This window comes from Jiangella asiatica, from assembly GCF_004349065.1.
In the GTDB taxonomy this organism is placed as follows: domain Bacteria; phylum Actinomycetota; class Actinomycetes; order Jiangellales; family Jiangellaceae; genus Jiangella; species Jiangella asiatica.
Window position 1 is genome coordinate 161,164 of sequence record NZ_SMKZ01000005.1, and the last position, 23,541, is coordinate 184,704.

At 69.5% G+C, this 23,541-nt stretch carries 22 protein-coding genes; 9 read left to right on the top strand and 13 right to left on the bottom strand.

All coding sequences use genetic code 11. The features are described from left to right. Positions 1 to 492: 492 nt before the first annotated feature. Together E1269_RS05925 and E1269_RS05930 are read right to left on the bottom strand one after the other, a co-directional pair. Entirely contained in the window at positions 493 to 987 is a 495-nt protein-coding gene (locus E1269_RS05925; protein WP_131892350.1) for a DUF3145 domain-containing protein, read from the bottom strand. Between the two features lie 137 nt (positions 988 to 1,124). Further along, entirely contained in the window at positions 1,125 to 2,216 is a 1,092-nt protein-coding gene (locus tag E1269_RS05930) for a DNA glycosylase AlkZ-like family protein (RefSeq protein ID WP_162606249.1), read from the bottom strand. 102 nt (positions 2,217 to 2,318) lie between these two features. Between E1269_RS05930 and E1269_RS05935 the strand changes: the two genes are divergently transcribed. The 4 genes from E1269_RS05935 (at position 2,319) to E1269_RS05950 (ending at position 4,254) form a co-directional block, all read left to right on the top strand. Beyond that, positions 2,319 to 2,606, top strand: a complete 288-nt coding sequence (locus E1269_RS05935) for a helix-turn-helix domain-containing protein (RefSeq protein ID WP_203432981.1) — start codon at positions 2,319 to 2,321, stop codon at positions 2,604 to 2,606. A gap of 64 nt (positions 2,607 to 2,670) precedes the next feature. Beyond that, a complete protein-coding gene (locus tag E1269_RS05940) occupies positions 2,671 to 2,895 on the top strand; it encodes a helix-turn-helix domain-containing protein (protein WP_131892356.1) in 225 nt (74 codons plus the stop codon). Between the two features lie 70 nt (positions 2,896 to 2,965). Next, entirely contained in the window at positions 2,966 to 3,286 is a 321-nt protein-coding gene (locus E1269_RS05945) for a helix-turn-helix domain-containing protein (RefSeq protein WP_131892358.1), read from the top strand. After that, positions 3,283 to 4,254 (top strand): SDR family NAD(P)-dependent oxidoreductase, encoded by a 972-nt coding sequence (locus tag E1269_RS05950; protein WP_131892360.1) that lies wholly within the window; start codon positions 3,283 to 3,285, stop codon positions 4,252 to 4,254. Before E1269_RS05945 ends, E1269_RS05950 begins: the two co-directional genes overlap by 4 nt. Before the next feature lie 28 nt (positions 4,255 to 4,282). Here the strand turns inward: E1269_RS05950 and E1269_RS05955 are convergent, their stop codons facing one another. From E1269_RS05955 to E1269_RS05980, 6 genes are all read right to left on the bottom strand, one after another. Beyond that, positions 4,283 to 4,885: a hypothetical protein gene (locus E1269_RS05955; RefSeq protein WP_131892362.1), complete on the bottom strand. Its 603-nt coding sequence runs from the start codon at positions 4,883 to 4,885 to the stop codon at positions 4,283 to 4,285. A 29-nt stretch (positions 4,886 to 4,914) separates the two neighbouring features. Continuing rightward, the gene (locus E1269_RS05960; protein ID WP_131892364.1) at positions 4,915 to 5,541 is read right to left on the bottom strand and encodes a hypothetical protein; all 627 of its coding nucleotides are present in this window, start codon (positions 5,539 to 5,541) and stop codon (positions 4,915 to 4,917) included. 425 nt (positions 5,542 to 5,966) lie between these two features. Then, on the bottom strand, positions 5,967 to 7,322 hold the full coding sequence (locus E1269_RS05965; protein WP_131892366.1) for a hypothetical protein: 1,356 nt from the start codon (positions 7,320 to 7,322) through the stop codon (positions 5,967 to 5,969). Between the two features lie 137 nt (positions 7,323 to 7,459). Then, on the bottom strand, positions 7,460 to 9,475 hold the full coding sequence (locus E1269_RS05970; protein ID WP_131892368.1) for an alpha-ketoacid dehydrogenase subunit alpha/beta: 2,016 nt from the start codon (positions 9,473 to 9,475) through the stop codon (positions 7,460 to 7,462). After that, complete coding sequence (locus E1269_RS05975) at positions 9,472 to 11,043, bottom strand: class I adenylate-forming enzyme family protein (RefSeq protein WP_239000798.1); 1,572 nt, start codon at positions 11,041 to 11,043, stop codon at positions 9,472 to 9,474. Before E1269_RS05975 ends, E1269_RS05970 begins: the two co-directional genes overlap by 4 nt. Before the next feature lie 7 nt (positions 11,044 to 11,050). Further along, entirely contained in the window at positions 11,051 to 12,250 is a 1,200-nt protein-coding gene (locus E1269_RS05980; RefSeq protein ID WP_203432982.1) for an aspartate aminotransferase family protein, read from the bottom strand. 133 nt (positions 12,251 to 12,383) lie between these two features. Between E1269_RS05980 and E1269_RS05985 the strand changes: the two genes are divergently transcribed. Beyond that, positions 12,384 to 13,442, top strand: a complete 1,059-nt coding sequence (locus E1269_RS05985) for an IclR family transcriptional regulator (protein ID WP_203432983.1) — start codon at positions 12,384 to 12,386, stop codon at positions 13,440 to 13,442. A gap of 77 nt (positions 13,443 to 13,519) precedes the next feature. After that, a complete protein-coding gene (locus tag E1269_RS05990; protein WP_162606250.1) occupies positions 13,520 to 14,434 on the top strand; it encodes an SMP-30/gluconolactonase/LRE family protein in 915 nt (304 codons plus the stop codon). A gap of 142 nt (positions 14,435 to 14,576) precedes the next feature. Here E1269_RS05990 and E1269_RS05995 read toward each other — a convergent pair whose 3' ends face one another. The 5 genes from E1269_RS05995 to E1269_RS06015 form a co-directional block, all read right to left on the bottom strand. Continuing rightward, positions 14,577 to 15,014, bottom strand: coding sequence for a hypothetical protein (locus E1269_RS05995; protein ID WP_131892376.1), 438 nt, complete (start codon positions 15,012 to 15,014; stop codon positions 14,577 to 14,579). 29 nt (positions 15,015 to 15,043) lie between these two features. Continuing rightward, on the bottom strand, positions 15,044 to 16,039 hold the full coding sequence (locus E1269_RS06000; RefSeq protein WP_239000795.1) for a 3-oxoacyl-ACP synthase III family protein: 996 nt from the start codon (positions 16,037 to 16,039) through the stop codon (positions 15,044 to 15,046). A gap of 100 nt (positions 16,040 to 16,139) precedes the next feature. Then, positions 16,140 to 16,916 carry an SDR family NAD(P)-dependent oxidoreductase gene (locus E1269_RS06005; protein ID WP_131892380.1) on the bottom strand — a complete coding sequence of 259 codons (777 nt, stop codon included), beginning with the start codon at positions 16,914 to 16,916 and terminating at the stop codon, positions 16,140 to 16,142. After that, a complete protein-coding gene (locus tag E1269_RS06010; RefSeq protein ID WP_131892382.1) occupies positions 16,913 to 17,881 on the bottom strand; it encodes a Gfo/Idh/MocA family protein in 969 nt (322 codons plus the stop codon). Before E1269_RS06010 ends, E1269_RS06005 begins: the two co-directional genes overlap by 4 nt. Next, the gene (locus E1269_RS06015) at positions 17,878 to 18,981 is read right to left on the bottom strand and encodes a pyridoxal-phosphate dependent enzyme (RefSeq protein WP_162606251.1); all 1,104 of its coding nucleotides are present in this window, start codon (positions 18,979 to 18,981) and stop codon (positions 17,878 to 17,880) included. The genes E1269_RS06010 and E1269_RS06015 overlap by 4 nt, the downstream gene beginning before the upstream one ends. Positions 18,982 to 19,138: 157 nt before the next feature. On the opposite strand from E1269_RS06015, the gene E1269_RS06020 reads away from it, so the two are divergent. The 3 genes from E1269_RS06020 (at position 19,139) to E1269_RS06030 (ending at position 23,365) form a co-directional block, all read left to right on the top strand. Continuing rightward, positions 19,139 to 20,206, top strand: a complete 1,068-nt coding sequence (locus E1269_RS06020) for an NAD-dependent epimerase/dehydratase family protein (RefSeq protein WP_162606252.1) — start codon at positions 19,139 to 19,141, stop codon at positions 20,204 to 20,206. 1,375 nt (positions 20,207 to 21,581) lie between these two features. Continuing rightward, positions 21,582 to 22,544, top strand: coding sequence for an ABC transporter ATP-binding protein (locus E1269_RS06025; protein ID WP_162606253.1), 963 nt, complete (start codon positions 21,582 to 21,584; stop codon positions 22,542 to 22,544). Then, positions 22,541 to 23,365, top strand: coding sequence for an ABC transporter ATP-binding protein (locus tag E1269_RS06030; RefSeq protein ID WP_131892390.1), 825 nt, complete (start codon positions 22,541 to 22,543; stop codon positions 23,363 to 23,365). Before E1269_RS06025 ends, E1269_RS06030 begins: the two co-directional genes overlap by 4 nt. Positions 23,366 to 23,541: the final 176 nt, after the last annotated feature.

Below are 23,541 nucleotides of genomic sequence, written 5' to 3' on the forward strand. Positions count from 1 at the left end.
GCGACCACAAGGCGGCCCGCGGAGGGTTGCCGCAACGGCTGGAACGGCGCGGGATCGCTGCGGCACCGAGTGTGGCCTCGCTGTCCCCCGTCGTCCGGTCAACCGCAGCAGTCTCACACCCTGGCCTCGAAATGATCACGTTCAGCAGGATCCCCCGAGCCTCACCATGATTGCGAGCATGGTGTGACACGAGATCTCGTGCTGAACGTGATCATTCCGGGGTCCGCGCACCCACGGATGCAGCAGAAAGGCAACATTTGGGCTATTCGTGAGAACAACGAGGAGCGCCCCGAACCAAAACGGTTCGGGGCGCTCGCACGTGGTGAGGCCGCTGTATTTCCCGGTCACCGGGCCGGGGACAACCACCGATGCCGGAGCGGCCACGTCTGTGGGTGCGTTACTAGTCCGTGACCATACCGGCGACTTCGCCGATTGTGAAGGCCCTGTCGACGAGAAATTCTTTGCATCCCTCCCACCCGCGCCGCGACCCGGTCAGACGACTTGGTGAAGCCAGCGGACGGGGGCTCCGTCGCCGGCGTAGCGGAACGGTTCGAGCTCCTCGTCCCATGGCGCGCCGAGCAGCCGGCGCATCTCCTCCTCGAGGTCGACCTCGCCCGTCGAGGCCTTCAGAACGGCGGTCTTGATGCGGTCCTCGGGGATCATGATGTCGCCGTGGACGCCGGTGACGGCATGGAAGACGCCGAGGCTCGGCGTGTAGGAGTAGCGGGCGCCTTCGCAGCCGGCGCTGGGCTCCTCGGTGACCTCGAAGCGAAGGTGGAGCCACCCGCGCAGCGCGGAGGCCAGCTTGGCGCCGGTTCCCGCGGCACCCTGCCACGAGAACTCCGCCCGGTACGTTCCGGGCGAGGCGGGCTGCGGGCTCCAATCGAGCTTCACACGCACGCCAAGAGCGCCGGCCACTGCCCACTCGATGTGTGGGCACAGCGCCGACGTAGCGGCGTGGACGTACAGGACGCCACGAGTCGTCACCGGATCCTCCTGCGGTTCGAGGGACGCCTTCCCCTGCGACCTCGTTCCGACCAGTCGGATCTGATCGACGCTCCCATTGTGCACGACCGATCGTTCGTCCGCTACGTCCGGGCCCGCCCCGGCCCGGCGTGTCCTGGTCAGGAGGCGAGCTCGAGGCGGACGTCGGACGCGCCGAAGAAGCGCGCGATCGTCCCGGCATCCGCACCCACGGCGTCGACCCAGTCCGACGGCAGGCCGGCGAACGGAGCCACGGTGATGTCCAGGCGACCCTTGGTGCTGCGCCGCCGCCAGGTGCCGGCGAGCCCGCCGTCGCGCAGGACGATGCCCGGGTTGCCGGCCGGCGCCCACACCCGGCGACGGTGACCGGGGTCGGGCGCCAGCAGCTCACGATCGGCGACCTCGGTCAGCGGGTCGTACGGCCCGAGCAACCGCAGCCACGGCGGCTCCGGCGGGTCGTCCAGGAGCTCGGCGTCGGCGGCCAGCGCCCAGCCCGTGTGGCCGGCGACCGTCACCGGCCGCAGCTCGTCCTCGACCAGCGACCACCAGCTTTTCGCCGCCGACGGCGCCAGGCTCAGCCAGACGGCCAGATCGGCCGGACGCACCGGCCCGGCCGCGTGGACGAACCGCCGGACCAGCTCGGCCCGCGCCGCGTCGACGGGCATCCCGCCGGGGCCGGGCCCCATCGGCGGCAGGAACCGGAACAGCCGCGACGACTCGACCTCGATGGTCAGTCCGGCCTGCAGGGTCGCGTGGCGGAACAGCGCGTCCTGGACGTGGTGGACGCCGCAGCCGGCGCACCAGGGCACGAACTCGCGAGCGACGCGGGGCGAGACCGCGCCGGACAGCTCGCCCTTGGTGCGCGGGTGCCCGTCGGACATCACGTCGACCATGGCGGCCGCCACCTCGTCCGTGCCGGCACCGAAACGATCGCCGACGTCCCGCCCGAACGGGCCGATCGCCTGCTTGGCGAAGTCGGTGGCGTCGTCGACACGCAGCGCCGCCGCCAGCAGGCCGAGATCCGCGGGCCGGTGCAGGTGCGTCGCCGCCCGGACGGAGTGCACCAGGACGGTGTCGTCGCCACCGGCGCCACGCAGCTCGATCGCGAGCTGCGCCGTGGTCCCCGTCGGGTGGTCCTGCGCCCCGACGTCGAGGACGGCGTCCGCCCCGCGTGCCGGCGTCAGGCCGTGCGCGGCGGCGCGGTACGCGAGCACCTGTGCGCGACTCACCATGACGCCAGTCTCCTCGCCGGGCGTCGGATGCGACAGCTCCGTCGCGAGGATGGCACGTATAGTCGGTCGCCTCATCGTGTTCAAACCATGATCGTGGAGAGGGTGCCCCCGAGTCGCGCGTACCGGCGGAGCCTGCGCAGAGCCTTCGGCAGCCACCTGGAGGCGTTGCGTTGCGACCCTGGCCGGTTCGTGAGCCAGGAGGAGCTCGCGCTCCAGGCGAGGCTCGACCGCACCTACGTCGGCCAGCTCGAGAACGCCGAGAAGACGCCGTCGCTGTTCACCCTGCACCTCATCGCGACCGCGCTGGGCCGCCCCCTCGCCGATCTGCTGCCCGACCACGAGCCGCCCGAACTGTCCCAACCGCCGGAGAGTCGGCTGGACGGGCGCTGAACAACAGTCCGGATGCTACTCATCGTCTGTAGATCATCTCGCCGGCGGCCTACAGCGTAGATGGGTGCCCACGGCCCCGGATGACGAGCGCGTCGCACTCAGCGCATTCGGTCGCCGCGTCCGCGAGCTCCGCAAGGAGCTGGGGCTGAGCCAGGAGGAGTTGGCCGACCGGGCCGACCTGCACCGCACGTACGTGGGCTCCATCGAGCGCGGCGAGCGCAACGTCGCGCTCATCAACATCCACCGCCTGGCCAAGGCCTTGGGCGTGCCGCCGGGGGACCTGCTCTGAGCCAACCGGCGCCATGTCGGGATGTTCACACTTTGTCGACTTTTCGCCGTCGCACCCAGACCGTGATGGGATGCCGACGCCCCAGAACGCGGCCGAGCGCGATGAGCTCGACGACCGCAGAGAGCAGTTCCTCGCCGGCTTCGGCGCGGCCGTCCTCGCCCGCCGCACCCACCTCGACCTCACGCAGCGCCAGGTCGACGCGCGGATGGGCTACCGCGGCAGGTTCGTCGGCGGCGTGGAACGCGGCCGACGCAACATCACCCTCACCACGCTCTACGCGCTCGCCGCCGCCCTGGAGACGGACCCACGCGCACTACTGGCCGGCCCGGACGTCGCATGGCGTGCCGAGTTGACTTCGAGCGCACTCCAGTTCGTAGCGTCGCCGCCATGACAACGCTTCAGCACTCCATCGGCTCCGGTTTCAGGGCCGACACCACCGCCGCGCAGGTCCTGGACGGCATCGATCTGTCCGGCAAGCTGGCGGTGGTCACCGGCGGGTACTCGGGTCTCGGACTCGAGACCACCCGGGCACTCAGCGGAGCCGGCGCGCACGTCGTCGTGCCGGCCCGGCGACCCGACATCGCCCGCGAGGCCCTGGCCGGCATGGACGACGTCGAGGTGGATCAGCTGGACCTCGGCGACCTCGACAGCGTGCGCGGCTTCGTCGACCGGTTCCTCGCCTCCGGTCGCGGCATCGACATCGCGATCAACAACGCCGGCATCATGGCGTGCCCGGAGACCCGCCTCGGCCCCGGCTGGGAGGCCCAGTTCGCCACCAACCACCTCGGCCACTTCGCGCTGATCAACCGGCTCTGGCCGGCCCTGGTCGCCGGCGACGGCGCCCGCGTCGTGTCGGTATCCTCCCGCGGCCACCACCGCTCCCCCATCCGCTGGGACGACGTCCAGTTCGAGAACGGTTACGACAAGTGGACGGCCTACGGCCAGGCCAAGACCGCGAACGTGCTGTTCGCGGTCCGGCTGGACCAGCTCGGCCGCGACGCGCGCGTGCGCGCGTTCTCGCTGCATCCCGGCGGCATCCTGACACCGTTGCAGCGGCACCTGCCCAAGGAGGAGATGGTCGCGGCCGGTTGGATCGACGAGGACGGCAACCCGCTGAACCCGACGTTCAAGACCCCGGAGCAGGGCGCCGCCACGCAGGTCTGGGCCGCCACGTCGCCGCGGCTGGCCGGCCTGGGCGGGCTGTACCTGGAGGACTGCGACATCGCCGAGCCAGCCTCCGGTTCAGGTGACACCGCCCGAGGCGTCCGCCACTACGCGCTCGACCCGGACGAGGCCGCGCGGCTCTGGACGCTGTCGGCCCAGCTCACCGAGGTGAACGCGGTCCCGGACGCCGGCTGAGGTAGAGGAAGGGCAACCGGGCGCGCCGTCACCGCTCACGGTGTCGCGGCGCTTCTTCCCGGGCGGCGACCAGGTCCGCGCCGCGCAGGTCGGCGACGTAGATGTCGTCCGTCCACGGCCGGAAACCGACGTCGTCCAGCAGTGCCGTCAGCCGAGCCCGGTCGGTGGCCGCAGACGCCTCCCGCGTAGGGCCCGGGCCGGGCTGCCCGACGTGGCAGACCGCCAGCCGTGCCATGAGGGCGAAGAAGCCCAGTGCGTTGGCCAGAAGCGGCCGCGCGAGACCGTGTCCGCGCCAGGCATCGACCAGCGCCCCGTGCCGGACGATCACGATGCGCGGTGGCCCGGCGCCGATCCGATCGTCTAGATCGGGCCGGAGCCGGCCGTCCCGCGGATCGGCGACGACCGACTCGATGAAGTCCGACGCCCAGGCACCCAGGACGGCGGCATCGAGAAGCACCGGTTCCCGCCGCAGGTCGGCGACCACCACTGCGAGGTCACCGACGTGCCGAAGCCCTGGTGGACAGACGTCGAGGTCGGACACGTCGGCGGAGACGTCCCATTCTTCGGGCAGTTGATCGTCGCCGGTCTGCCACCACCGCCGACGATGCAACGTGGCCACATCGATCGACATCGGATTGGCCGGAGGCCTTGGCCGCGCGCTCATGAGTTCTCGTCGCTGTACGGCCCCCAGCGCTCGAGTGGTCCCAGACTCGCGTCTATCAGGTCCTGGTTCTTCAGGTCTACGACGTAGACGCCGTTCCAATAGAAGAAGCCGATCCGTTCCAGCAGCGTTCCCAGCCGCAGACAGGTGAGCTCTGCCGACATTCGATCAGGATTGCGACTGAGTAGGTCGGCCGGCGAGATCCGGCACACGGCGAGCCGGGCATTGTTGGAGAAACGTTCCAGCGCCGACGCGAGCAGCGGGCCGGCCAGGCCGTGACCACGCCATGGCCTCGCCAACTCGAACGAGCACACGATCACCATCCGCGGCGGGCCGTCGCTGATCCGCTCGTCCAAGTCGGGCACGAGCGTTCCATCGGCGAGATCGACGACCGTCTCGCCGATGAATTCCAGTGCCCATTCGCCCGGCTCCAGGGAATCGAGCAGGTTGCGATCGCAGTTGAGGTCCGCCACCGCCAGCTGGACGTCCGCGACGTGGCGATGCTCCTCCGCACAGACGTCGAGGTCCCAGACGTCGGCCGAGACCCGCCAATGCTCGGGCATGTCGTCGTCGGTGACGGTCTGCCACCACAGCATTCGATGTGTCACGGTCAGCTCGACCGACATGGGGTTCGCGGGTAGGTCAGTCATCACAGCCACCTCGCCAGCTCGAAGGGCCTTTGCGATAGTTGGTCAGCGCCCTCGACGCCAGAATCTCGCCATCACGACATTCACGCCAAGCGCCTCGGCGGGAAGTCCGGCTGGGCTACCGCACACAAGGCGCTGCGTCTGGGACGCGATTCACTCGCCTTCATCGAAAGCGCGGGCCGGCACCTTCATCGGGGTAGTACCCGTGATTGTCCTCCGGCTCGGCTCAAATGCAAGTCGAACAATGAACTTGTTGTCAGCGGGCATTGTTGCGATGTGCCAGACCCGTCCGCCCGATGGCAACGTATCCATCCCGACGGTTACTACCTCCCCGCTCAATCGGAAGGGGAACGCTACTCATAGTCTTCAACATTTATAGCATGATCCGGCCCGTCGCGATGTGATCATGACGCGTTGAGTTGAGGCGCACCACGGGTGGCGTCCAGGCCGAGTCTGTGGCGCAGCGACTTGACCTCCGCCTCGAGCGTCTCCAGAGCAGCCAGCACGGCCACGTCGGAATGCTGATAGGCGCGCATCGCCCCTTGCAGCCGTTCGACCTCGGCGCGAAGGTGCTCGTTCTCCTCGAGCAGTTCGACCAGCCGGCGATGCTGTCCGCGCCGAGAAAGGATGCTCGCCGGCTGACCGGCCCCGTCGCGTCCGCGGGCAGGGACGGGTTCCGCGGCGGCGACATGACCGAAGGACGCTCCGTCCGGCACCAGCTTCGATGCGTCCCGCGCGACGCCGTTCGGCGCGACACCGTTCGGCGAGACACCGTTCGGCGCGACACCGTTGGGCGTGACACCATTTTGCGCGACGCCGTTCGAGGAGGCGCCGTTCAGGGGGGCACCGTTCGGCACGATCCGCAGGTCCGGCGCGGTGCCGTAGTACTCTGCGGCCTCGCCGGCCAACAGCATACGTTCGACCTCCCACGCCTCGGCCGGGAGCAGCGCGAGGATGCCGCGGTCTCGCTGCGAGAGTCCGAAGATGTAGGCCAGCCGGCGGGGACCGCTCCGGTCGATCCGGACCGACCCGAGGATCTGGTGGCGGCGCGGGTCACGTGGGTCGTCGAGGTCCACGCCCGGCAGATAGGTCCGGATGGCGCCCTCGGGAATGGAGTGGAGCTCGCCGACCATGTCGTTGAACTCCTGCTCCACCGACGCCCCGAGGAGGAAGGCGTTGCCCAGCCCGACGACCTCCCACATCACGTCGGTCGCCCAGGCGTGGAACCCGTCGGCGTCGCGAGCACCCTGCCGGGCGACGTAGACCGGGCCCAGCCTGGTGTCGTCGGCCAGGTAGTCCATCAGGTCGGGCAGGTCGTCGGGACCGACCCACGTCGGCTTGGTCGACGTGGGCACCAGCCCGTCGCGACACGGAAGCTCCGCCAGCAACTCGCGGAGCACGGAGGGGACCGACATGAACGGAACCCGCGCCGGACGGTCGCTTTCGTCGTCGGCGACCTCGATCTCCGTCCAGAGCCACCCGGGCGCGTCCTGGACCTCGACCGCGGTGATGGTGGTGCGCCAAATCTCGTTCATGCCTCGCGCGAACGGATGCAGCCGGCGCCACCGATACACCGAGCGTCCGCTCTCATGGTGCCGGGCGATCGTGATGATGTCGTCCGGGTCGAGCACGTACCGACCCGGCGCTCCCGCGGGGATGTCGATCTCCTTGAACCGTGACCAGCGATCCAGGTGCTCGATCACCGTGCCCAGGTACGACCCCGCCTCGATTGTCAGGAACGACCGGAAGCCCACGGACATGTCTCGGCCCTCCTGCCTCCCGGGCTAGAACCCGGCTTGGTTTCGGTGGACAATACAAGTGTTTTGATACGCGACAACGCTTCAAACGTCAAGTGACGTTTGGTCCGCCGTTGCCGCGCGGCAACGAAACCGGCGCATCAGACCCGGACGACCTCGCGGATTGCGGCGGCGATCGCGTGCCGATCGGGCAGCCAGGCCCGCTCCAGCGACGGCGCGTATGGTGCCGGTGTCGGCGGGGGCGCCACCCGCACCACCGGGGCGTCCAGGTGCCAGAACCCATCGCTGACGGCGAGCGCCGCCAGCTCCGCGCCGACGCCGAAGTCCTGCACCGCCTCATGCGCGATGACCAGCCGGTTCGTCCGCGCGAGCGACCCGAGCACGGTCGCGCGGTCCAGCGGCACGATGGTCCGCAGGTCGACGACCTCGACGCTGACGTCCTCCTCCGCCAGCTGCTCGGCAGCGGCCAGCGCCTCGTGCACCATCCGCGACCACGACACCAACGTCACGTCGGTCCCCTCGCGCCGGATCGCGGCGCGGCCGAGCGGCACGAGGTGGTCCGGCGGCGGTTTCGCTCCGCGCAATCCGTACAGCAGCCGGTTCTCCACGACGACGACGGGGTTCGGGTCGCGGATTGCGGCGCGCAGCAGACCGTAGGTGTCCGCTGGGGTGGACGGCATCACGACGGTCAGGCCCGGGATGTGCGCCAGCAGCGCCTCGAGGCTCTGCGAATGCTGGCTGCCCGACGACCTGCCCGCGCCGAACTGCGTCCGCACCACCAGCGACATGGGCGCGCGGCCGCCGGTCATGAACCGCAGCTTCGCGGCCTGGTTGAGCAGCTGGTCGAAGCAGGCGCCGACGAAGTCGAGGTACATGATCTCGACGACCGGCCGCAGGCCGGCCATCGCGGCACCGACGGCCACACCGACGATCGCCGTCTCGCTGATCGGGGTGTCGCGGACCCGGCCCGGGTAGGCCTCGGCCAGCCCGCGGGTGAGCCCGAACACGTTGCCGCCCGCGGCGACGTCGATGCCGGCGACGAAGACCGACGGGTCCAGCGCGAGCTCCTGGTCCAGGGCATCCCGCACGGCATCCATGACGCGGTACCGGTTCGCTCCACGCCCGCCCGCCACGAGCGATTCCTCCGGTCCGGTGTCCGGGCGCGGCGCCGTCACGAAGTCAGCCAGGGTGGACGCGGCCGGTTCCGGTGCCGCGCGAGCGAAGGCCACCGCGTCGGCGAGCTCGTCCTCGATCTCCCGGTCGATGTCGTCCACGTCCTCCGCGGCCACGCCGGCCGCCGCCAGCCGGTTCCGGGCCAGCTCGAGCGGGTCGCGCGACCGCCAGCGCGACAGCTCGGCGGCGTCCCGGTACCGTTCCGGGTCGCCCTCGTAGTGGCCGTGCCAGCGGTACGTGTCGGCCTCGACGAGCACCGGGCCGCGGCCGTGCCGCACGCCGTCGACGACCGTCGTCATCAGCGCGGCGACCGCGGCGACGTCGTTGCCGTCGACGTACTCGTAGCCCAGGCCGTAGCCGGCGGCGCGGGCGGCGAGCGTGGCGCGATGCTGGTCCTCGACCCGGGAGAACTCCGCGTAGTGGTTGTTCTCGCACAGGAAGACGATCGGCAGGTCCCAGACGGCCGCCAGGTTGACCGCCTCGTGGAACGCGCCGGCGGCGACCGCTCCGTCGCCGAAGAAGGCCACGACGACCCCGTCGCGCCCGGTCAGCCGGAACGCGGTGGCCACTCCCCCGGCGATCGGCAGGCCGGCGCCGACGATGCCGTTCGCGCCATAGACGCCACGGCCTGGGTCGGCGATGTGCATGGAACCGCCGCGGCCGCGGCAGGTCCCGCTCTCGCGCCCCATGAGCTCGGCGAACATGGACGCCGCGTCGAGGCCCTTGGCGAGGCAGTGGCCGTGGCCGCGGTGCGTGGACGTGATGGCGTCGCTGTCGCGCAGCGGCCAGCAGGCTCCGACGGCGCTGGCCTCCTGGCCGATGGACAGGTGCAGGAAGCCGGGCACCTCGGTGGCGCGGTACAGCTCGCTTGCGCGCTCTTCGAAGCGCCTGATCCGGCGCATCCGGCGGTACATCTCGGGCAGGTCGGCGGCGGCCCGGTCCGCGGTGCCCGCACCTGGAGACGCCGGTCCGGTCACCGTCATGCGCGCGCCCGCCCGGCCAGCAAGCCCACCGCGTGGGTGCGCAGCTCCGCCTTGCGGACCTTGCCGATGGACGTGCGCGGCAGCTCACCGACGGGTATCACCTCCGACGGCACCTTGAACGCGGCCAACCTCCCGGCGCAGTGAGCCCGCAGGTCCTCGGCGTCGGCAGTCGCACCCGTCACCGGCACGACGAACACCACCAGCCGTTCGCCGAGGATCGGGTCGGGAACGCCGATCGCGGCGCACTCGTCGACCAGCGGGTGGTCGAGCAGGACCCGCTCCACCTCGCCGGCGCCGACGTTCTCGCCCTTCACCTTGATGACGTCCTTCTTGCGGTCGTGGAAGAACACGTAGCCGTGGTCCAGCCGGCCGAGGTCGCCGGTGCGCAGCCAGCCGTCATCGTCGAGCACCTCGCTCGTCGCGGCCGGGTCCTTGAAGTAGCCGCTCATGGTCGACGGTCCGCGGATGACCAGCTCGCCCACCGCGCCGGGCCGTACGTCGTCGCCGTCGTCGGACACCACCCGCAGCTGCCAGCCAGGGCTGACCGTGCCGATGGACTGCCAGTCGTGCCGCGGGTCCAGATAGGGCGGTGTGCGGGTGCCGCACGCCGCGGACTCCGTCAGGCCCCAGCCCATCGAGACGTCGACGCCGAACCGGAACGACACCGCGTGGATCTCGTCGCGGTCCAGCGGCAAGGCGTACATCATGAGCCGCATCGGTGTCGCGGCCTCCGCCGCCGACGGCCGGGCGCCGAGCAGGATGCGCAGCGGCCCGGCGGTGAGGTTGCCGACGGTGATCCCGTGCTCGGCGACGACCGGCCAGTAGGCTCGGGCGCTGAACCCCGGCCCGACGACGAGGTGCGACCCGGTGAGCAGCGCGGGCAGCAGCTGGAAGCACATCGCGTTGACGTGGAACAGCGGCAGCACGCAGTAGGAGCGGTCGTCCGGTCGCAGCCCGGTCTCGTTGCCGGTGGTCGCGCCGGCGGCCAGGCAGGCCGCATGGGACAACATGACGCCCTTGGGCCGGCCGGTGGTGCCGGACGTGTACATCATGAGCGCGGTGCGGCGGCCGGCCGGTCCGTCGTGGCCGGGGACCGGGGTCGACGGCGGACGGAGCCGGCGCCGCCCGTTGGTGACGGCCGTACCGCGGATCACCGGCGGCGGGGCGTCCGCGACGGCGGCCACCCGCTCGGCCATCGCCTGGTGCCGCAGGTTGGTCACGATGGCGGCGCACTCGCTGTGCTCGACAACGAACGCGAACTCGTCGGCGGTGTACTGCGCGATGGTCGGCACGGCGACGGCGTCGGCGGCGACGATGGCCAGCAGCGCGACCACGAAGTCCGCGGAGTTCTCCATGTGCAGCACGACCCGGTCACCGGCGCCGACGCCCAGCTCGCGCAGCAGGTCGCGCACCGCCGCCACCTCCGTGGCGCAGGCACCGTAGGTCCAGGTGCGGGTGGCCGACGGCTGCTGCGGGTCCCGATAGGTCAGGAACGGCCGCTCGGTGTCGACGGTGGCCCGGTGCCGCAGCACATCCGGGATGGTCAGGTGATCGAAGGTGGTGGTCATCGCCACGTCAGCGCCACTCCGTCAGGGCCTTGCCGAACCGCGTCAGCGCCGCGTCGAGCTCGGCCTCACCGTGGCTGGCCGAGACATACCAGACGCCGCGCGCCGCGACCCAGATGCCGCAGTCGATCAGCACGTCGGCGAGGCGCTCGTAGCGGTCCAGGTCGAGCAGCTGGAGGCTCCGATAGTCGTACACGTCGGCGTCACCGAACGACACGTGGAACGCCGCCGGAACACCCGCCACCCGCAGCGCCAGCCCGTGCGCCGTGCCCAGCTGGCGGATGCCGTCCATCAGGGCCGCACCGTGATCGGCGACGGCCATGTATGGCGGGTCGTCCCGCAGCGTCTCGACGCTCGCCTTGACCGCGGCCATCGCCATCACCGACCCGTTGAACGTCCCGGAATGGTTGACCGCACCGGTGCCGAGCCGCTCCATCAGATCCGCCCGCCCGGCCAGCGCCGAGGCCGGCCAGCCGCCGGCGATCGCCTTGGCGTAGGTTGCCAGGTCGGGAACGACGCCGTAGCGACCGGCCGCGCCCCCGAGCCCGACCCGAAATCCGGTGAGCACCTCGTCGAAGATCAGCACGACGCCGTAACCGGTGCACAGCTCGCGAACCCGCTCCAGATAGCCCGGCCGCGGCTCGATGACCCCGGCGTTGATCATGACCGGTTCCATGATGACGGCGGCGATCCGCTCCCCGTCCCGCCGCAACTCCTCGGCCACCCGCTCCGCGTCATTCCACGGCAGGACGACGACGTCCTCGAGGTGGTTGGTCAACTGGCCCGCGCTGGCCGCGCCCCACGCGCCGGCGGCGTCCGGCGCCATCAGGATGTTGTCGAGCCAGCCGTGGTAGTGGCCCTCGAACCGGATCACCTTCGTCCGCCCGGTGGCGGCACGGGCCAGCCGCAACGCCGCCTGGACGGACTCCGTCCCCGACACCCCGAATCGGACCATGTCCGGCCAGCCGAGCGCGGCACACACCACCTCGGACGCCTCGACCTCCAGCTCGTGCTGGCCGCCGTAGACCATGCCCTTCCGGCATGCCTCGATGACGGCCTCGAGCACCCGAGCCGGCGCGTGACCCAGGAAGTTCGGCCCCTGCCCCAGCAAATAGTCCACGTAGTCGTGCCCGTCGACGCTGTGCAGCCAGGCGCCCTCGCCCCGCTCGAAGAACACCCTCGGGCCGGCCAGCCGCACGTTCGAGTGCACCCCTCCCGGCGTTCGGCGACTGGCTCTGCGATGCAGTTCAGCGGACCGCTCGAGACGCCGAGCACGTGGGCTCATGGCCACCCTCCTTGGTAGCCGGGCACGCCGTGACTCGAGGCGCCCCGCGGGCTGAGTTTTGTTATACGAAACCGATGCTCCGTCCTACAAATCACGCTACGATCGGCTCGAGTGCCCGTCAAGGGGCCATACTCGCGCCGTCGCACCCACGCCCGGCCGTTCACCAACTGTTCGACATGGCCTCCTGGCAGATGATCTTGTTTCCTGTACAATCTCTGAAACGTCGAGTTCGAAGCAGGAAACGAGGTACGTCATGCCACGCAAGCGGTCTCCGGACCGGAATGACCACGACGACACCGTGGACGACGAACGCGCCGACAGCAAGATCGACATCAATAATGCACCCGATCCGGCGACCGCTACTCCGGCGCAGGCCAAGAAGTACCTGAACCGCTCAGTAGAGCGAGTCGTCTCGATGCTCAACGAGTTGCAGGAGACGGCCGTGCCGATGTCACTGGTCGAGATCCATCGGGCCATCGACATGCCGAAGGCGACCGCTTTCCGGTACCTGTGGACATTGCAGAAGCATCGCTATGTCGAGCGCGATGCCGACGGGCTCTACGTTCTCGGGCTCGGTTTCGTCGGCATGCAGTCGCGCGACCTCGACGTGCTGAAGGAGCGCGCCAGGCCGTGGCTGGAGCGGCTACGGGACGAGGTCGGCGAGACGGCCAACCTCGGCGTCCTCGACGGTGACGCGGTCCGCTACGTCGAGGTCGCCGAAAGCCAGCGGCCGGTCCGCATGGTGAGCGCGCCGGGCAGCCGCGACCCGATCTACTGCACGGCGCTGGGCAAGGCGATCGCCGCGCAGCTGCCCGAGAGCCGAGTGCGCGAGCTCCTGGAGCATGTCGAGCTGAAGCCGCGCACGGCCAAAACGATCACTACCGTGGATCAGTTCCTCGCCGACCTGGCTTCCGTACGCAAGCGCGGCTACGCCGTCGACGACGGCGAGAACGAGGACGACGGTCGCTGTGTCGCCGTCGCCATCCTCGGCACCCGGCTGCCCGCCGCGTTGAGCGTCAGCGCGCCAGCGAGCCGCCTCACCCTCCGCGATGTGTCCAAGGTCGCCAAGTCGCTGTCGGCTATGGCCGAACGACTCCAGCCGTCCGGGCGCGGATAGGGGCCAACGTTCCTCCCCACGGTCAGGGCTCGTCCATGCGCAGGGGGTGGGCGGGCCACGAAGAAGTGCGAGCGACGATGATCAAGAATCAGGCGGCATCGCTGGCGCAGTGCCACGCCGAGGTCGGTGAAGGCCCGGTCTACGACCCTGTGTCCGAGTCGCTGTACTGGGTCGACATCCCCGCCGGGCGTCTGTGGCGATGGAACCGGTCCGAGCGCAGCGTCAGCTATGTGACCGTAGGCGAGCCGCTCGGCAGCTTCGCCCTGATCGAGGGTGGGGGCTTCCTGCTGGCCGCGCGGCGCGGGATCCTGGTCCTGCCCGGCTGGACCGACCTGCCGCGGCTGTGGCAACCCGTCGAGGAAGACCTCGCCACCCAGTTCAACGACGGCAAGTGCGACCCCAGCGGCCGCTTCGTCGCCGGCACCGCGGCGGTCGACCCGCGGTTCACCGGTGCCCTGTACCGCGTCGACCACGACGGCACCACGGAGCAGCTGTTCGACGGCATCGGCATGTCCAACGGGCTGGACTGGAGCCCTGACGGAGCACTCTTCTACCACGTGGACACGCTCTCGCAGACCGTGTGGCGCTACGACTGGGACCAGGCCACGGGTGTGCCCCGCCATCCGGTGCCCTTCATCCAGATCCCGTCCGGCGACGGGCTCCCCGACGGACTGTGCGTCGACATCGAAGGCTGCTTGTGGCTGGCGGTCTGGGGCGCCGGCGAGGTACGCCGCTACGCGCCGGACGGGCGTCCGCTCGGCTCCGTGAGCGTCCCGACGCCCAACGTGACGAGCTGCACGTTCGGCGGTCCTCGAGGAAATCGGCTGTTCATCACGACCGCCGCCCAGGCAGCACCGTCGCACGGGCGAGCCGCACACTTGGCCGGCGACGTCTTCGCGATCAGCACACCGGTCCGAGGACAGCGACGAAAACCGTTCCCCCGCTCGGGCATCCCGCCAGCACTGCTCGAGACCAAGGCGTCGGAACTCTAGTGGCCGCGGCGATCACCGCGTCCGAACTGCGCCAGAACGTGTACCGGCTGCTGGATGACGTCCTGAACACGGGCACGCCTCGTGAGATCGAGCGTGGCGGACGCCACCTGCGGATCGTCCCCGTCGACGGACCCCCTGCGGCCTACAACTCAGATGGTGAGCGGTCCGTGGGCAGCTCCAACGGCAGCCGGACCGAACGCGGCGCGTCCAGGCGGTCCTGCCGGTCGTGCCAGGTCACCCTGATCTCGGTGACCCGGAGCTGCAGCGGCTGGATCAGCATGTATTTCTCAGCTCGCCCTGGCGGGAACTCATCGATGGCCGCGGCGCCCTCGTGCCGGACGAGGTCGCCGACGTCCACTCGGACGCCGTAGGCCGTACTGTTGCCGTCGTTGCGAAGGACGTACCGATGCCGGCTGACGTGACTCAGCCGGAACAGCGCACCGAACCACTCACGGCCCGCGACACCCAGCATGGTGCGAGCCGAGCGGCCGGCCTCGGACACCGCCCGGCGCACGTACCAGGCCGCCCACAGCGCCAGGAGCAACGCGACGACGGCGACCGCGGATGGCACGAACTCCACATTTCGAATGTAGCTCCGACACGTCTGTTTCAGCCCCACCGCAAAAGGCAGGTGCCGATGGACATGCCGCCGCCGAACCCGGCCAGCAGGACGAGGTCGCCGTCCCGCAGCGCGCCGGCTTCAGCCGCCGCGTGGAGCGTGACCGGGATCGACGCGCCGCCGAGGTTGCCGTACTCCTCGAGGGTTCGGTGGGTCGTCGCCCCGTCCAGACCGGCCTTGGCCACCAGGTCGTCGAGCAGGTTGCCGTTCGGCTGATGCGGGACGAAGTGGTCGATCAACGGCCGCCGTACGCCAACCTGGTCCATGACACGATCGAGCGCCGGAGGCACGTGTTCGAGAACGAACTCCTTCACCGCACGGCCCTTCATCGCGAAGTAGTGCTGGCCGGCGTCGACGGTGTCGTGCGACGCCGGCAGCCGGCTGCCGCCCGCCGCGACCGTGATGAGGTCGTGGGCATCGCCGCGGGTGTGCAGGCCGAAGCCGAGGATGCCGTAGCCGGCCGACACCGGGCCCAGTACGACGGCGCCGGCACCGTCGCCGAACAACACCGCGGTGGTTCGGTCCGCGGCGTTCAGGATGCGCGAGTAGACGTCGGCCGCCACCACCAGCGCCCGCCGGTCTGGGTGTACGGCGAGCAGGCCACGTGCCACCGCCATCGCGTAGACGAAGCCGCTGCACACCGCGTTGACGTCGAAGCATGCGGCCCGGGTCGCCCCCAGTGCGGCCTGCGCCAGCGCCGCCGTCGGCGGCTGCGGCGAGTCCGGTGTCGACGTGGCGACCACGACGTAGTCCACCTGGTCCGCCCCGACGCCGGCGTCCGCGAGGGCCGATCTGGCCGCCCGGGCAGCCAGATCGGAGGTCGCCTCGTCGTCGGCCGCGTACCGCCGCGCCCGGATCCGGGTCTTCCGCTCGATCCACTCGGCCGTCACGCCGGCGCGCTGGGCGACCTCGGCGTTCGACACCTCCCGCGCCGGGAGATACGCGCCCGTGCCCAGCACGCCAACCGGTACCCTCCGCGTCGTCACCGGACCTCCAGCACAGAATCCACTCCGTGCTGACCAGCTTCGCCGCATCCCACCTGGCACCGCAGAGGCCGGTTTCAGGCAGGCGGCGGCTGGTGCGCCGTCACCACGCGGTCCAGCCGCCGTCGACGACCAGCTCGGCGCCGGTGATGAAGCCGGCTTCCGGCGACAAGAGAAAAGCGACCGCGCCGGCGACCTCGTCCGGCCGGCCCAGGCGGCCCATCGGCGTCGCGTTGGCGAACCTCTCCACGACCTCCGGTGACAACGGCACCTTGCCGACGTCGACCATGCCGGGCGACACCGTGTTCACCCGCACGCCCATCCGCGCGGCAGCGACGGCGAGCTCGCGCGACAGCATCCGCACCGCGCCCTTGGATGCCGCGTACGACACGTCGCGCACCGGCCCGTCCGGGGTATCGGCCGGCAGCCTGGACTCGTAGAGGGCGTTGTTCAGCGCGACCTTCCCGTACACGGACGCGATGTTGACGATGGCGCCGCCACCGGAGTCCTTCATCCGGCGGATGGCTTCGAACGACAGGAACGCCGCGGCCTCGACGTTCAAAGCGACGTTGGCGCGCCATTTCCGCAGATCCTGCGCGAGCAGGGGCGCGAGGTTCGAGTCGCCGGCGTTGTTGACGAGTGCGCGAATGGGTTCGCCGCGCAGGTCCACGGCCTGCCAGATGGCTTCCCGGCCGTCCTCCGTGGTGACGTCCGCCGGTACGACGACGCTCCGGTTTCCGATGAGCGCCGCCGTCTCTTCCAGGTGCTCCTTGCGGCGACCGGCGAGCACACACACGAAGCCGGAGTGTGCCAGCCGGGCAGCCGTCGCCCGGCCGATGCCGGACCCCGCACCGGTCACGACCGCCAGCCGCACGTTCACGGAACCCTCCTGACCGTCGCCGCCTTCTCCAGCGCCGCGGCGGCACGCACAGCGTCGACCGCATCGTCGGGGGTGACGAGGAACGGCGAGCCGCCGACAACGGCGCCGAGGAAGTGTTCGACCTCCATGCGCAGCGCACCCTCGACGCGCCCGTTCAGGTTCGGCCACGCCATGCAGTCCGGCGCGTCGACAGCGTCCGGCCCGAACCGGGTGACCCCGTCGTCGCTCCAGGCCGCCCGCACGACACCGTGCTCACAGTGCACCGTGAGGTCCCAGCGCGGCCCGGCGGAGTCGGGCAGGGTCCATCCGGTCACCAGGTTGAACGCCGCGCCCGTCGACACCGTGCCGGTCGCCGCGAACGTGCTCACCCCCGACGACGACTCGACCAGTTGCGCGCCGTCGATCTCGTCGACGACGCCCCCGGTCATCCAGTGCACGAGCTCGATGTCGTGGATGGCGAAATGCCACAGCGGGTTGGTCGTGTGCGCGACCCGCGCCCCGAGCGACCGCAGCCCCCAGGTCGACGCCGTCACCATGACCGGCCGGCCGAGTTCACCGGAACGGACCGCTTCGTGGACTTGGGCATACCGCGGGTAGAAGCGGGTGATGTGCCCCGTCATGAGACGGACGCCGCGAGCCTGGGCCAGCGCGACCATGGCCTCCGCGTCCTCCACCGTCGTCGCGAGCGGCTTCTCGACCAGCACGTCAGCACCGGCCTCGATGACGGCCTCGGTCGCTTCGCGATGCAACGAGTCGGGGGTGGCGATGACGACGGCGTCGGGCTCCAGCACCACGAGCGCTTGGGTGACGTCGGCGAACGCCGCCACGCCCAGCCTACGACCGACGACGGACACCACGGCCGGATCGCGGTCGACCACGCCGACCAGCTCCGCGAGGCGCGAGCCGGCGACGGTCCGCGCGTGCAGCTGACCCATGAACCCGACGCCGACGACGACAACCCTCATGATCGGACCTCCCTGGCGACTCCCCCGCCGAGGTGGCTCGCCCACTCGTCCACTCGACCGGCCACGTCCGGGAAGGAGACGACAGGCAGGTCCGCTGCCGCGCCGGCGAACCGGCCGAGGTCCTTCCAGCCCGCTCCGGACAGGATCAGGACGGGGTGGTCATCCCGGCCGACGCGGTCGGTTCCGACGTCACGGATGAGCGCGGCCAGCGCGGTCGCGGCCGCTGGCTCGACGAACACGCCTTCGGCGGCCGCCAGCAGTCGTTGCGCCGAGACGATCTCCTCGTCCGTCGCCGCCACTCCCCAGCCACGGGAATCCTCCACCGCCCTGACGGCCAGAGCCCCGTCCGGCGGGTTCGGCACCTGGAGTCCGGAGATGCCGCTCTCGCACCGTCTCACCGCTGGCGTGCGGCTGGCACCGTCGAGGACCTGGACGATAGGCGCGCAACCGCTGGGCTGACAGGCCACGACCCGTGCTCGCAGGCGACGCTGCCGCAGGCCACGTGCGACCGCCACGAGCATGCCGCCGCCCCCGGCCGGCACGTAGACGTGCGTGGCGCCCGGCGACTGCTCGGCCAGCTCGTAGGCGATGGTGTCGACGCCTCGCATCCCATCGTGGTTGAACGCGTGCGCGGTGATGCCCAGGTACAGGTCGTACCGCTCGGCCGCGGCGTGGATCTGGTCGACCAGTCCGGTGATCCGCTCACTGGTCGCCCCGTCGCCGACGCCGTCGACCCCGACGACGTCCAGGGCGTACGGCATCAAGGGGATGCGCTTCTCGAGGGGCGCCGACGAGACCAGGCACAGGAAGCCGGGCAGGCCCGCGCGGGCGCCGTAGGCGGCCATCGCCAGCCCGGCGTTGCCCGACGACGACGCGATCCAGCCGCGATTGCGGTGTTGCCGGGCCAACGACAGCGACATGGCCGCGACGCGGTCCTTGTACGAGCCGGTGGGATTCAGCGACTCCATCTTCGCCGACAGCCGCCGGAGACCGAGGTGCCTGGCGACCACGTCCAGTGACAGCAGCGGGGTGTCACCCTCACCAAGGGAGATGAACTCGCTGACCACCGGCAGATCGGCGGCGAACCGGCTCAGCGGCATGGCGTCACGTCTCCACACATGTCGTCCGCATCCACACCGCCCAGGTCCATGGGGACGTGAGGTTTCGGGTAAGTCTCCGCCGCACATGTCATACTGAAACATAAGTTTCACTTTTTGCATACTCTCGATGCTTCGTCGGCTGAGAAGCGGTGATGACATGCGGGTTCTGGTGACGGGTGCGGCCGGTCGGGTCGGCACGAACATGGTCAAACGCCTGGTCGGCGAGGGCGTGGATGTTCGTGCGATGGTGCTGCCGAGCGATCCGCAGCTGTCGAAGCTCGACGCGTTCCCGGACGTGGACGTCGTCGAAGCCGACCTCGTCGACCAGGCCGCCATCGACCGCGCCTGCCGGGACGTGACGCACGTCGTGCATCTGGCAGCACAACTCGTCCGCGGCGACTCCCCCGCCGACCGGTTCTACGACGTCAACGCGTTCGGCACGCTGCGTCTGCTCGAGGGCGTGGTGCACGCTGGCGCCGGGGTGGAACGATTCGTGCTGGCCAGCTCCGACGGCACCTACCGGCCGGGTAAGCCACCGGAGCGACCACTGCGGGAGAAGAGCTGGCAGGAGCCGGCCGACTACTACGGCACCAGCAAGCTGCTCGGTGAGATCATCCTGCGCAACCATGCCGCGCAGTTCGACATCCCCTACGCGATCGTGCGCTTCGCGACGGTCATCAGCCCCGAGGAAGCCGGGACGATGTTCCGACTCAGCTTCTGGCGAGCGGTGCTCGGCTGGCAAGCGCTCGGCAAGGACTCACATCTGTGGCCGCTCTTCGACGGCCAGCCTGATCTGGTCAGGATCCTGAACGAGCAGGCCGGGGACGCGACCGACGACACCGCCGTTGGGCTGCGCGATCCCGACTTCCAGCCCTGGACCATCTCGCTGCTCGACGTTCGGGACGCCGTCGACGGCGTGTACCGGGCGCTCACCGAACCCGGCGCCGTCGGGCGAGCCCTCAACCTCGCGGCCATGAAGCCGACGACGCACGACGACGGCGCCTCGGCGATCGCCGACCTCTACGACGTGCCGAAGCTGATGGTGACCATGCCGATGCGGCACCGACTCGAGCTCAGCATCGACTCCGCCATCGGCCGCATCGGCTTCTGGCCGCAGCATGACTTCCGCAGCACCGTCAAGGACGGCCTTCGCGGCGCCGACGACTACGTCCCGGCCCACTCCACCTCCGGCGTGGCCTCCACCTGGCACTCGTCGACCCCGTGATGTCGGCAGAGCCGTAGGTGGCCGGTGGCGTCCGGTTCTCTGTCCTGTCGGCGCCACTGGGTCAGCGTTCCCTCCGTCCATCGACCATCAACGCCCTCCCAGCAGGGCATGGCCGGCGTCGACGCGGACACGTAGTCGGGGAAGCAGGGAATGCACGGAGCCGCCGCGGCGATGGCGTCGTCGAGGTGGACCGATCGGGGCTGGTGGACCCGACTCACGACGGGTCCCGATCAGAACGCCGAGTTCCCTTCATCCGCCGCTCACGCGCCGGCCGCCCGCCGCAGAGGCTCAGGCGGCAAGGGCCCGTGGGTTGGAGGCTCTAGTCGAGAGTGATTGAGCACTTGGGACGCCCGCCGAGCCCGCCCCACGCAGGCGCCAAGGCCCGGAAACCCTGGGTATCGAATGGCATGAACAACCGAGATTCATTGCTTTACGGCATGCCACGAATAGAGTGGCGCCACAGGTGCCGTCGAGGCGTTGACCACAAGAAGACCCCGGCCTATTCGGCGGCGAATCAAGCCGCCAATGAATTAATCTAATGTTGGACAGAATGGGCCCACGTATACGTTTCGTGGCCCTCTTGTGTTAGCCGCCGCTGAGGGTGCCGATGTGCCATCGTCACCCGTGACGACCAGGCCGGATGCAAAATCGCTGGTCGCCATCGCGTAGCCGTGAGTGGCTTGTCGGCATTGCGGCGGCTCGGTCGGCAAGGTGGCGGCTGCGCTCCCGGGCCGATGGTGGGACGGTTTTGCGCTAGACGCAGGAATGTGCGACGCTACTCTTAGACATCACAATTTCGATGCCTTCCCTTCGCAAGCCAGTCGGCGACAGAACCGAGCGTCAGGTCGCCGGGATGTGACAGTTGACATAGCCAAGCGGCTAGATGTATTTGTAGAGACAAAGGTTTTATTGATTGGAACAGCACTGGCCGGTGTGGGAAAGGAGCCCGCGAGAACGCCCCCTTGGTCACCGACAAACATTCCGGCCGTGCACGTTGCCGGCGTGGGTGCTCCAACCAGCCCGTGCATCGCGCGGTGGCAGCCCCGCGCCGGTGACGCCGAGGCGGAGGGCCGAGATCACGGGGACGTCTCGCTGACACGAGGAGCCGCCGGCCAACATGGCTGGCGGCTCCTCGTCAGCTCAGGTGTTGATCAGGTCAGGCTTCCACCGCCGCCCAGCGGCGTCGGGCAGGCCCGAGTGATAGCATGTTCCGAATATGAAATGGAGATTTCGTACTTCGATCTAGTTCGGAGGTCCGATGACGCTCAGGCCCACGTCTGCCGCTCATCGGGGCGGGCCTGTCACCGACACAGCCCGCGGCCCGCTGCTGACGGTGCGCGATCTTCGGGTGAGATTCCCCAAGAGATACGGCGACGTGGCAGTGCTCGACGGCATCGACCTGGAGATCAAACTCGGGGAGGCCGTCGCTGTCGTCGGCGAGTCGGGCTGTGGCAAGTCACTACTCGGGCTGTCCGCGGCGAATCTCCTCCCACCTACCGCGGAATGGACCGGCACCGTCGAGTTCCGCGGCCAGGACGTTCGAGCGATGTCACGGCAGAGTCTTCGTCGCATGCGGGGTGCCGGAATCGGGGTCGTGTATCAGGACGCCATGAGCAGTCTCAATCCCGGCATGACAGTGTCGGCACAGATGCGCCAGGTCTGCGGACTCGGTGCGACGTCGACACCGGAGGAGCTCCTGACCTCCGTCGGGCTGCGCGACACCCAGCGCATACTTCGCTCCCGGCCTTATCAACTGTCCGGAGGGCAACGTCAACGCATCCTGATCGCACTCGCACTGGCGCGGGACCCTGATTTGATCATCGCCGACGAGCCGACTACTGCTCTTGACGTGACGGTCCAACGTCAGGTGATCGAACTGCTTCAGAGCCTGCGGAGCAGCCGGCAGTTCGCAATGCTCTTCGTCAGCCATGACCTCGCGCTGGTGTCGCAGTTCGCCAGCAGGGTGGTCATCCTCTATGCCGGCCAGATCGTGGAGTCCGGACCTACGAGGGCCGTCCTCGCCAACCCTCGCCATCCCTATACGGCAGGCCTGCTGCAGGCCACCGTCAGCCTCGAAGAACGCCGGCCGACGCTGGCACCCATCCCTGGCCAGGTCCGGACACCGGCCGGCTTCCTCTCAGGCTGCCGCTTCCGGGAACGCTGCGCTCGTGCCGACGAGGCCTGCGCGACGAGACCCGCCCTTAAGGTCGACGGCGCCCGGCGCCTCGCCTGCTATCACCCGGTCACGTCAGGCGCCAGCCCGGAAACGAGAGTCGCCGAGGCGGGCGAAGGCGATTCCATCGCGACCGACACGTCGGCAGGACGGAGCCAGCCATGACAACCCAGCCCGTTGTCACCCCCACGCCGACCCAGGTCGGCAAGCCGATCTTCGACGCACGAAACCTAGTGGTGACCTACGCGAGCAAGCACGGCCCCGTCACGGCGCTCGACGACGTCTCGCTCAGCGTCCACCCCGGCCAGGCGATCGGATTGATCGGCGAGTCCGGCTCCGGCAAGACCACGCTGGCACGGTCACTGCTCGGCTTGATCACGCCCAATTCCGGCCGGGTGCTGTATCGCGGCCGCGACGTCTACGCGATGAGCCAGACAGCCCGGTTCCGCACGCTGAGCCGTGATGCCTCGATAGTGTTCCAGGACCCGCGAAGTTCGCTCAATCCGCGGTTGACCATCGGCTCGGTCATTGCCGACCCCATGAGGGTCCTGGGGACGTGTCCTCGACGAGAGATCAAGGAGCGGGTTCAGGCGCTCCTCGACAGCGTCGGGCTCTCCGTTTCCATTGCGAGCCGCCCTGTGCGCGCCCTTTCGGGTGGGCAACTCCAGCGAGTAGCGATCGCACGCGCATTGGCCGTGGAACCAAGCGTCATTGTCGCTGACGAACCGACCTCGGCGCTGGACATGTCGATTCAAGGCGAAGTATTGAACCTGCTCCAACGTTTGAGAAGAGAACACGACCTGGCATTGATCATCGTGTCGCATGACATGCGCGTGATCCGGTTCATGACCGATATCACGGTGGTTATGAATCACGGAAAGATCGTGGAGCGAAACTCGACGGATGACATCTACGAGCACCCCAGGGAGGACTACACACGATCCCTTATGTCCGCGACTCCGCGTCTGGAGCTGAACGACGACTAAAGTCCGTCCTGACTCGGCGTATTGGCTCGATCCAGCAGGAATGTTACCACCTGGAGGTGTGTTGGGTTGTCTGGTGCTCGGGTTGGTGTCATTGGCACGGATAACACGCATGCGTACACGTACTGCGCTTTCTTGAACGGTTGGGCCGAGGACGAACCCATCCCAGTGCGACTGCC

Bases quoted from the DNA above. Each gene is read 5' to 3' on its own strand.
- E1269_RS05930 (WP_162606249.1), bottom strand. From the start codon at position 2,216: ATGGTGAGTCGCGCACAGGTGCTCGCGTACCGCGCCGCCGCGCACGGC.
- E1269_RS05945 (WP_131892358.1), top strand. From the start codon at position 2,966: ATGCCGACGCCCCAGAACGCGGCCGAGCGCGATGAGCTCGACGACCGC.
- E1269_RS05950 (WP_131892360.1), top strand. From the start codon at position 3,283: ATGACAACGCTTCAGCACTCCATCGGCTCCGGTTTCAGGGCCGACACC.
- E1269_RS05955 (WP_131892362.1), bottom strand. From the start codon at position 4,885: ATGTCGATCGATGTGGCCACGTTGCATCGTCGGCGGTGGTGGCAGACC.
- E1269_RS05960 (WP_131892364.1), bottom strand. From the start codon at position 5,541: ATGTCGGTCGAGCTGACCGTGACACATCGAATGCTGTGGTGGCAGACC.
- E1269_RS05965 (WP_131892366.1), bottom strand. From the start codon at position 7,322: ATGTCCGTGGGCTTCCGGTCGTTCCTGACAATCGAGGCGGGGTCGTAC.
- E1269_RS05970 (WP_131892368.1), bottom strand. From the start codon at position 9,475: ATGACGGTGACCGGACCGGCGTCTCCAGGTGCGGGCACCGCGGACCGG.
- E1269_RS05975 (WP_239000798.1), bottom strand. From the start codon at position 11,043: ATGACCACCACCTTCGATCACCTGACCATCCCGGATGTGCTGCGGCAC.
- E1269_RS05990 (WP_162606250.1), top strand. From the start codon at position 13,520: ATGATCAAGAATCAGGCGGCATCGCTGGCGCAGTGCCACGCCGAGGTC.
- E1269_RS06010 (WP_131892382.1), bottom strand. From the start codon at position 17,881: ATGAGGGTTGTCGTCGTCGGCGTCGGGTTCATGGGTCAGCTGCACGCG.
- E1269_RS06015 (WP_162606251.1), bottom strand. From the start codon at position 18,981: ATGCCGCTGAGCCGGTTCGCCGCCGATCTGCCGGTGGTCAGCGAGTTC.
- E1269_RS06020 (WP_162606252.1), top strand. From the start codon at position 19,139: ATGCGGGTTCTGGTGACGGGTGCGGCCGGTCGGGTCGGCACGAACATG.
- E1269_RS06030 (WP_131892390.1), top strand. From the start codon at position 22,541: ATGACAACCCAGCCCGTTGTCACCCCCACGCCGACCCAGGTCGGCAAG.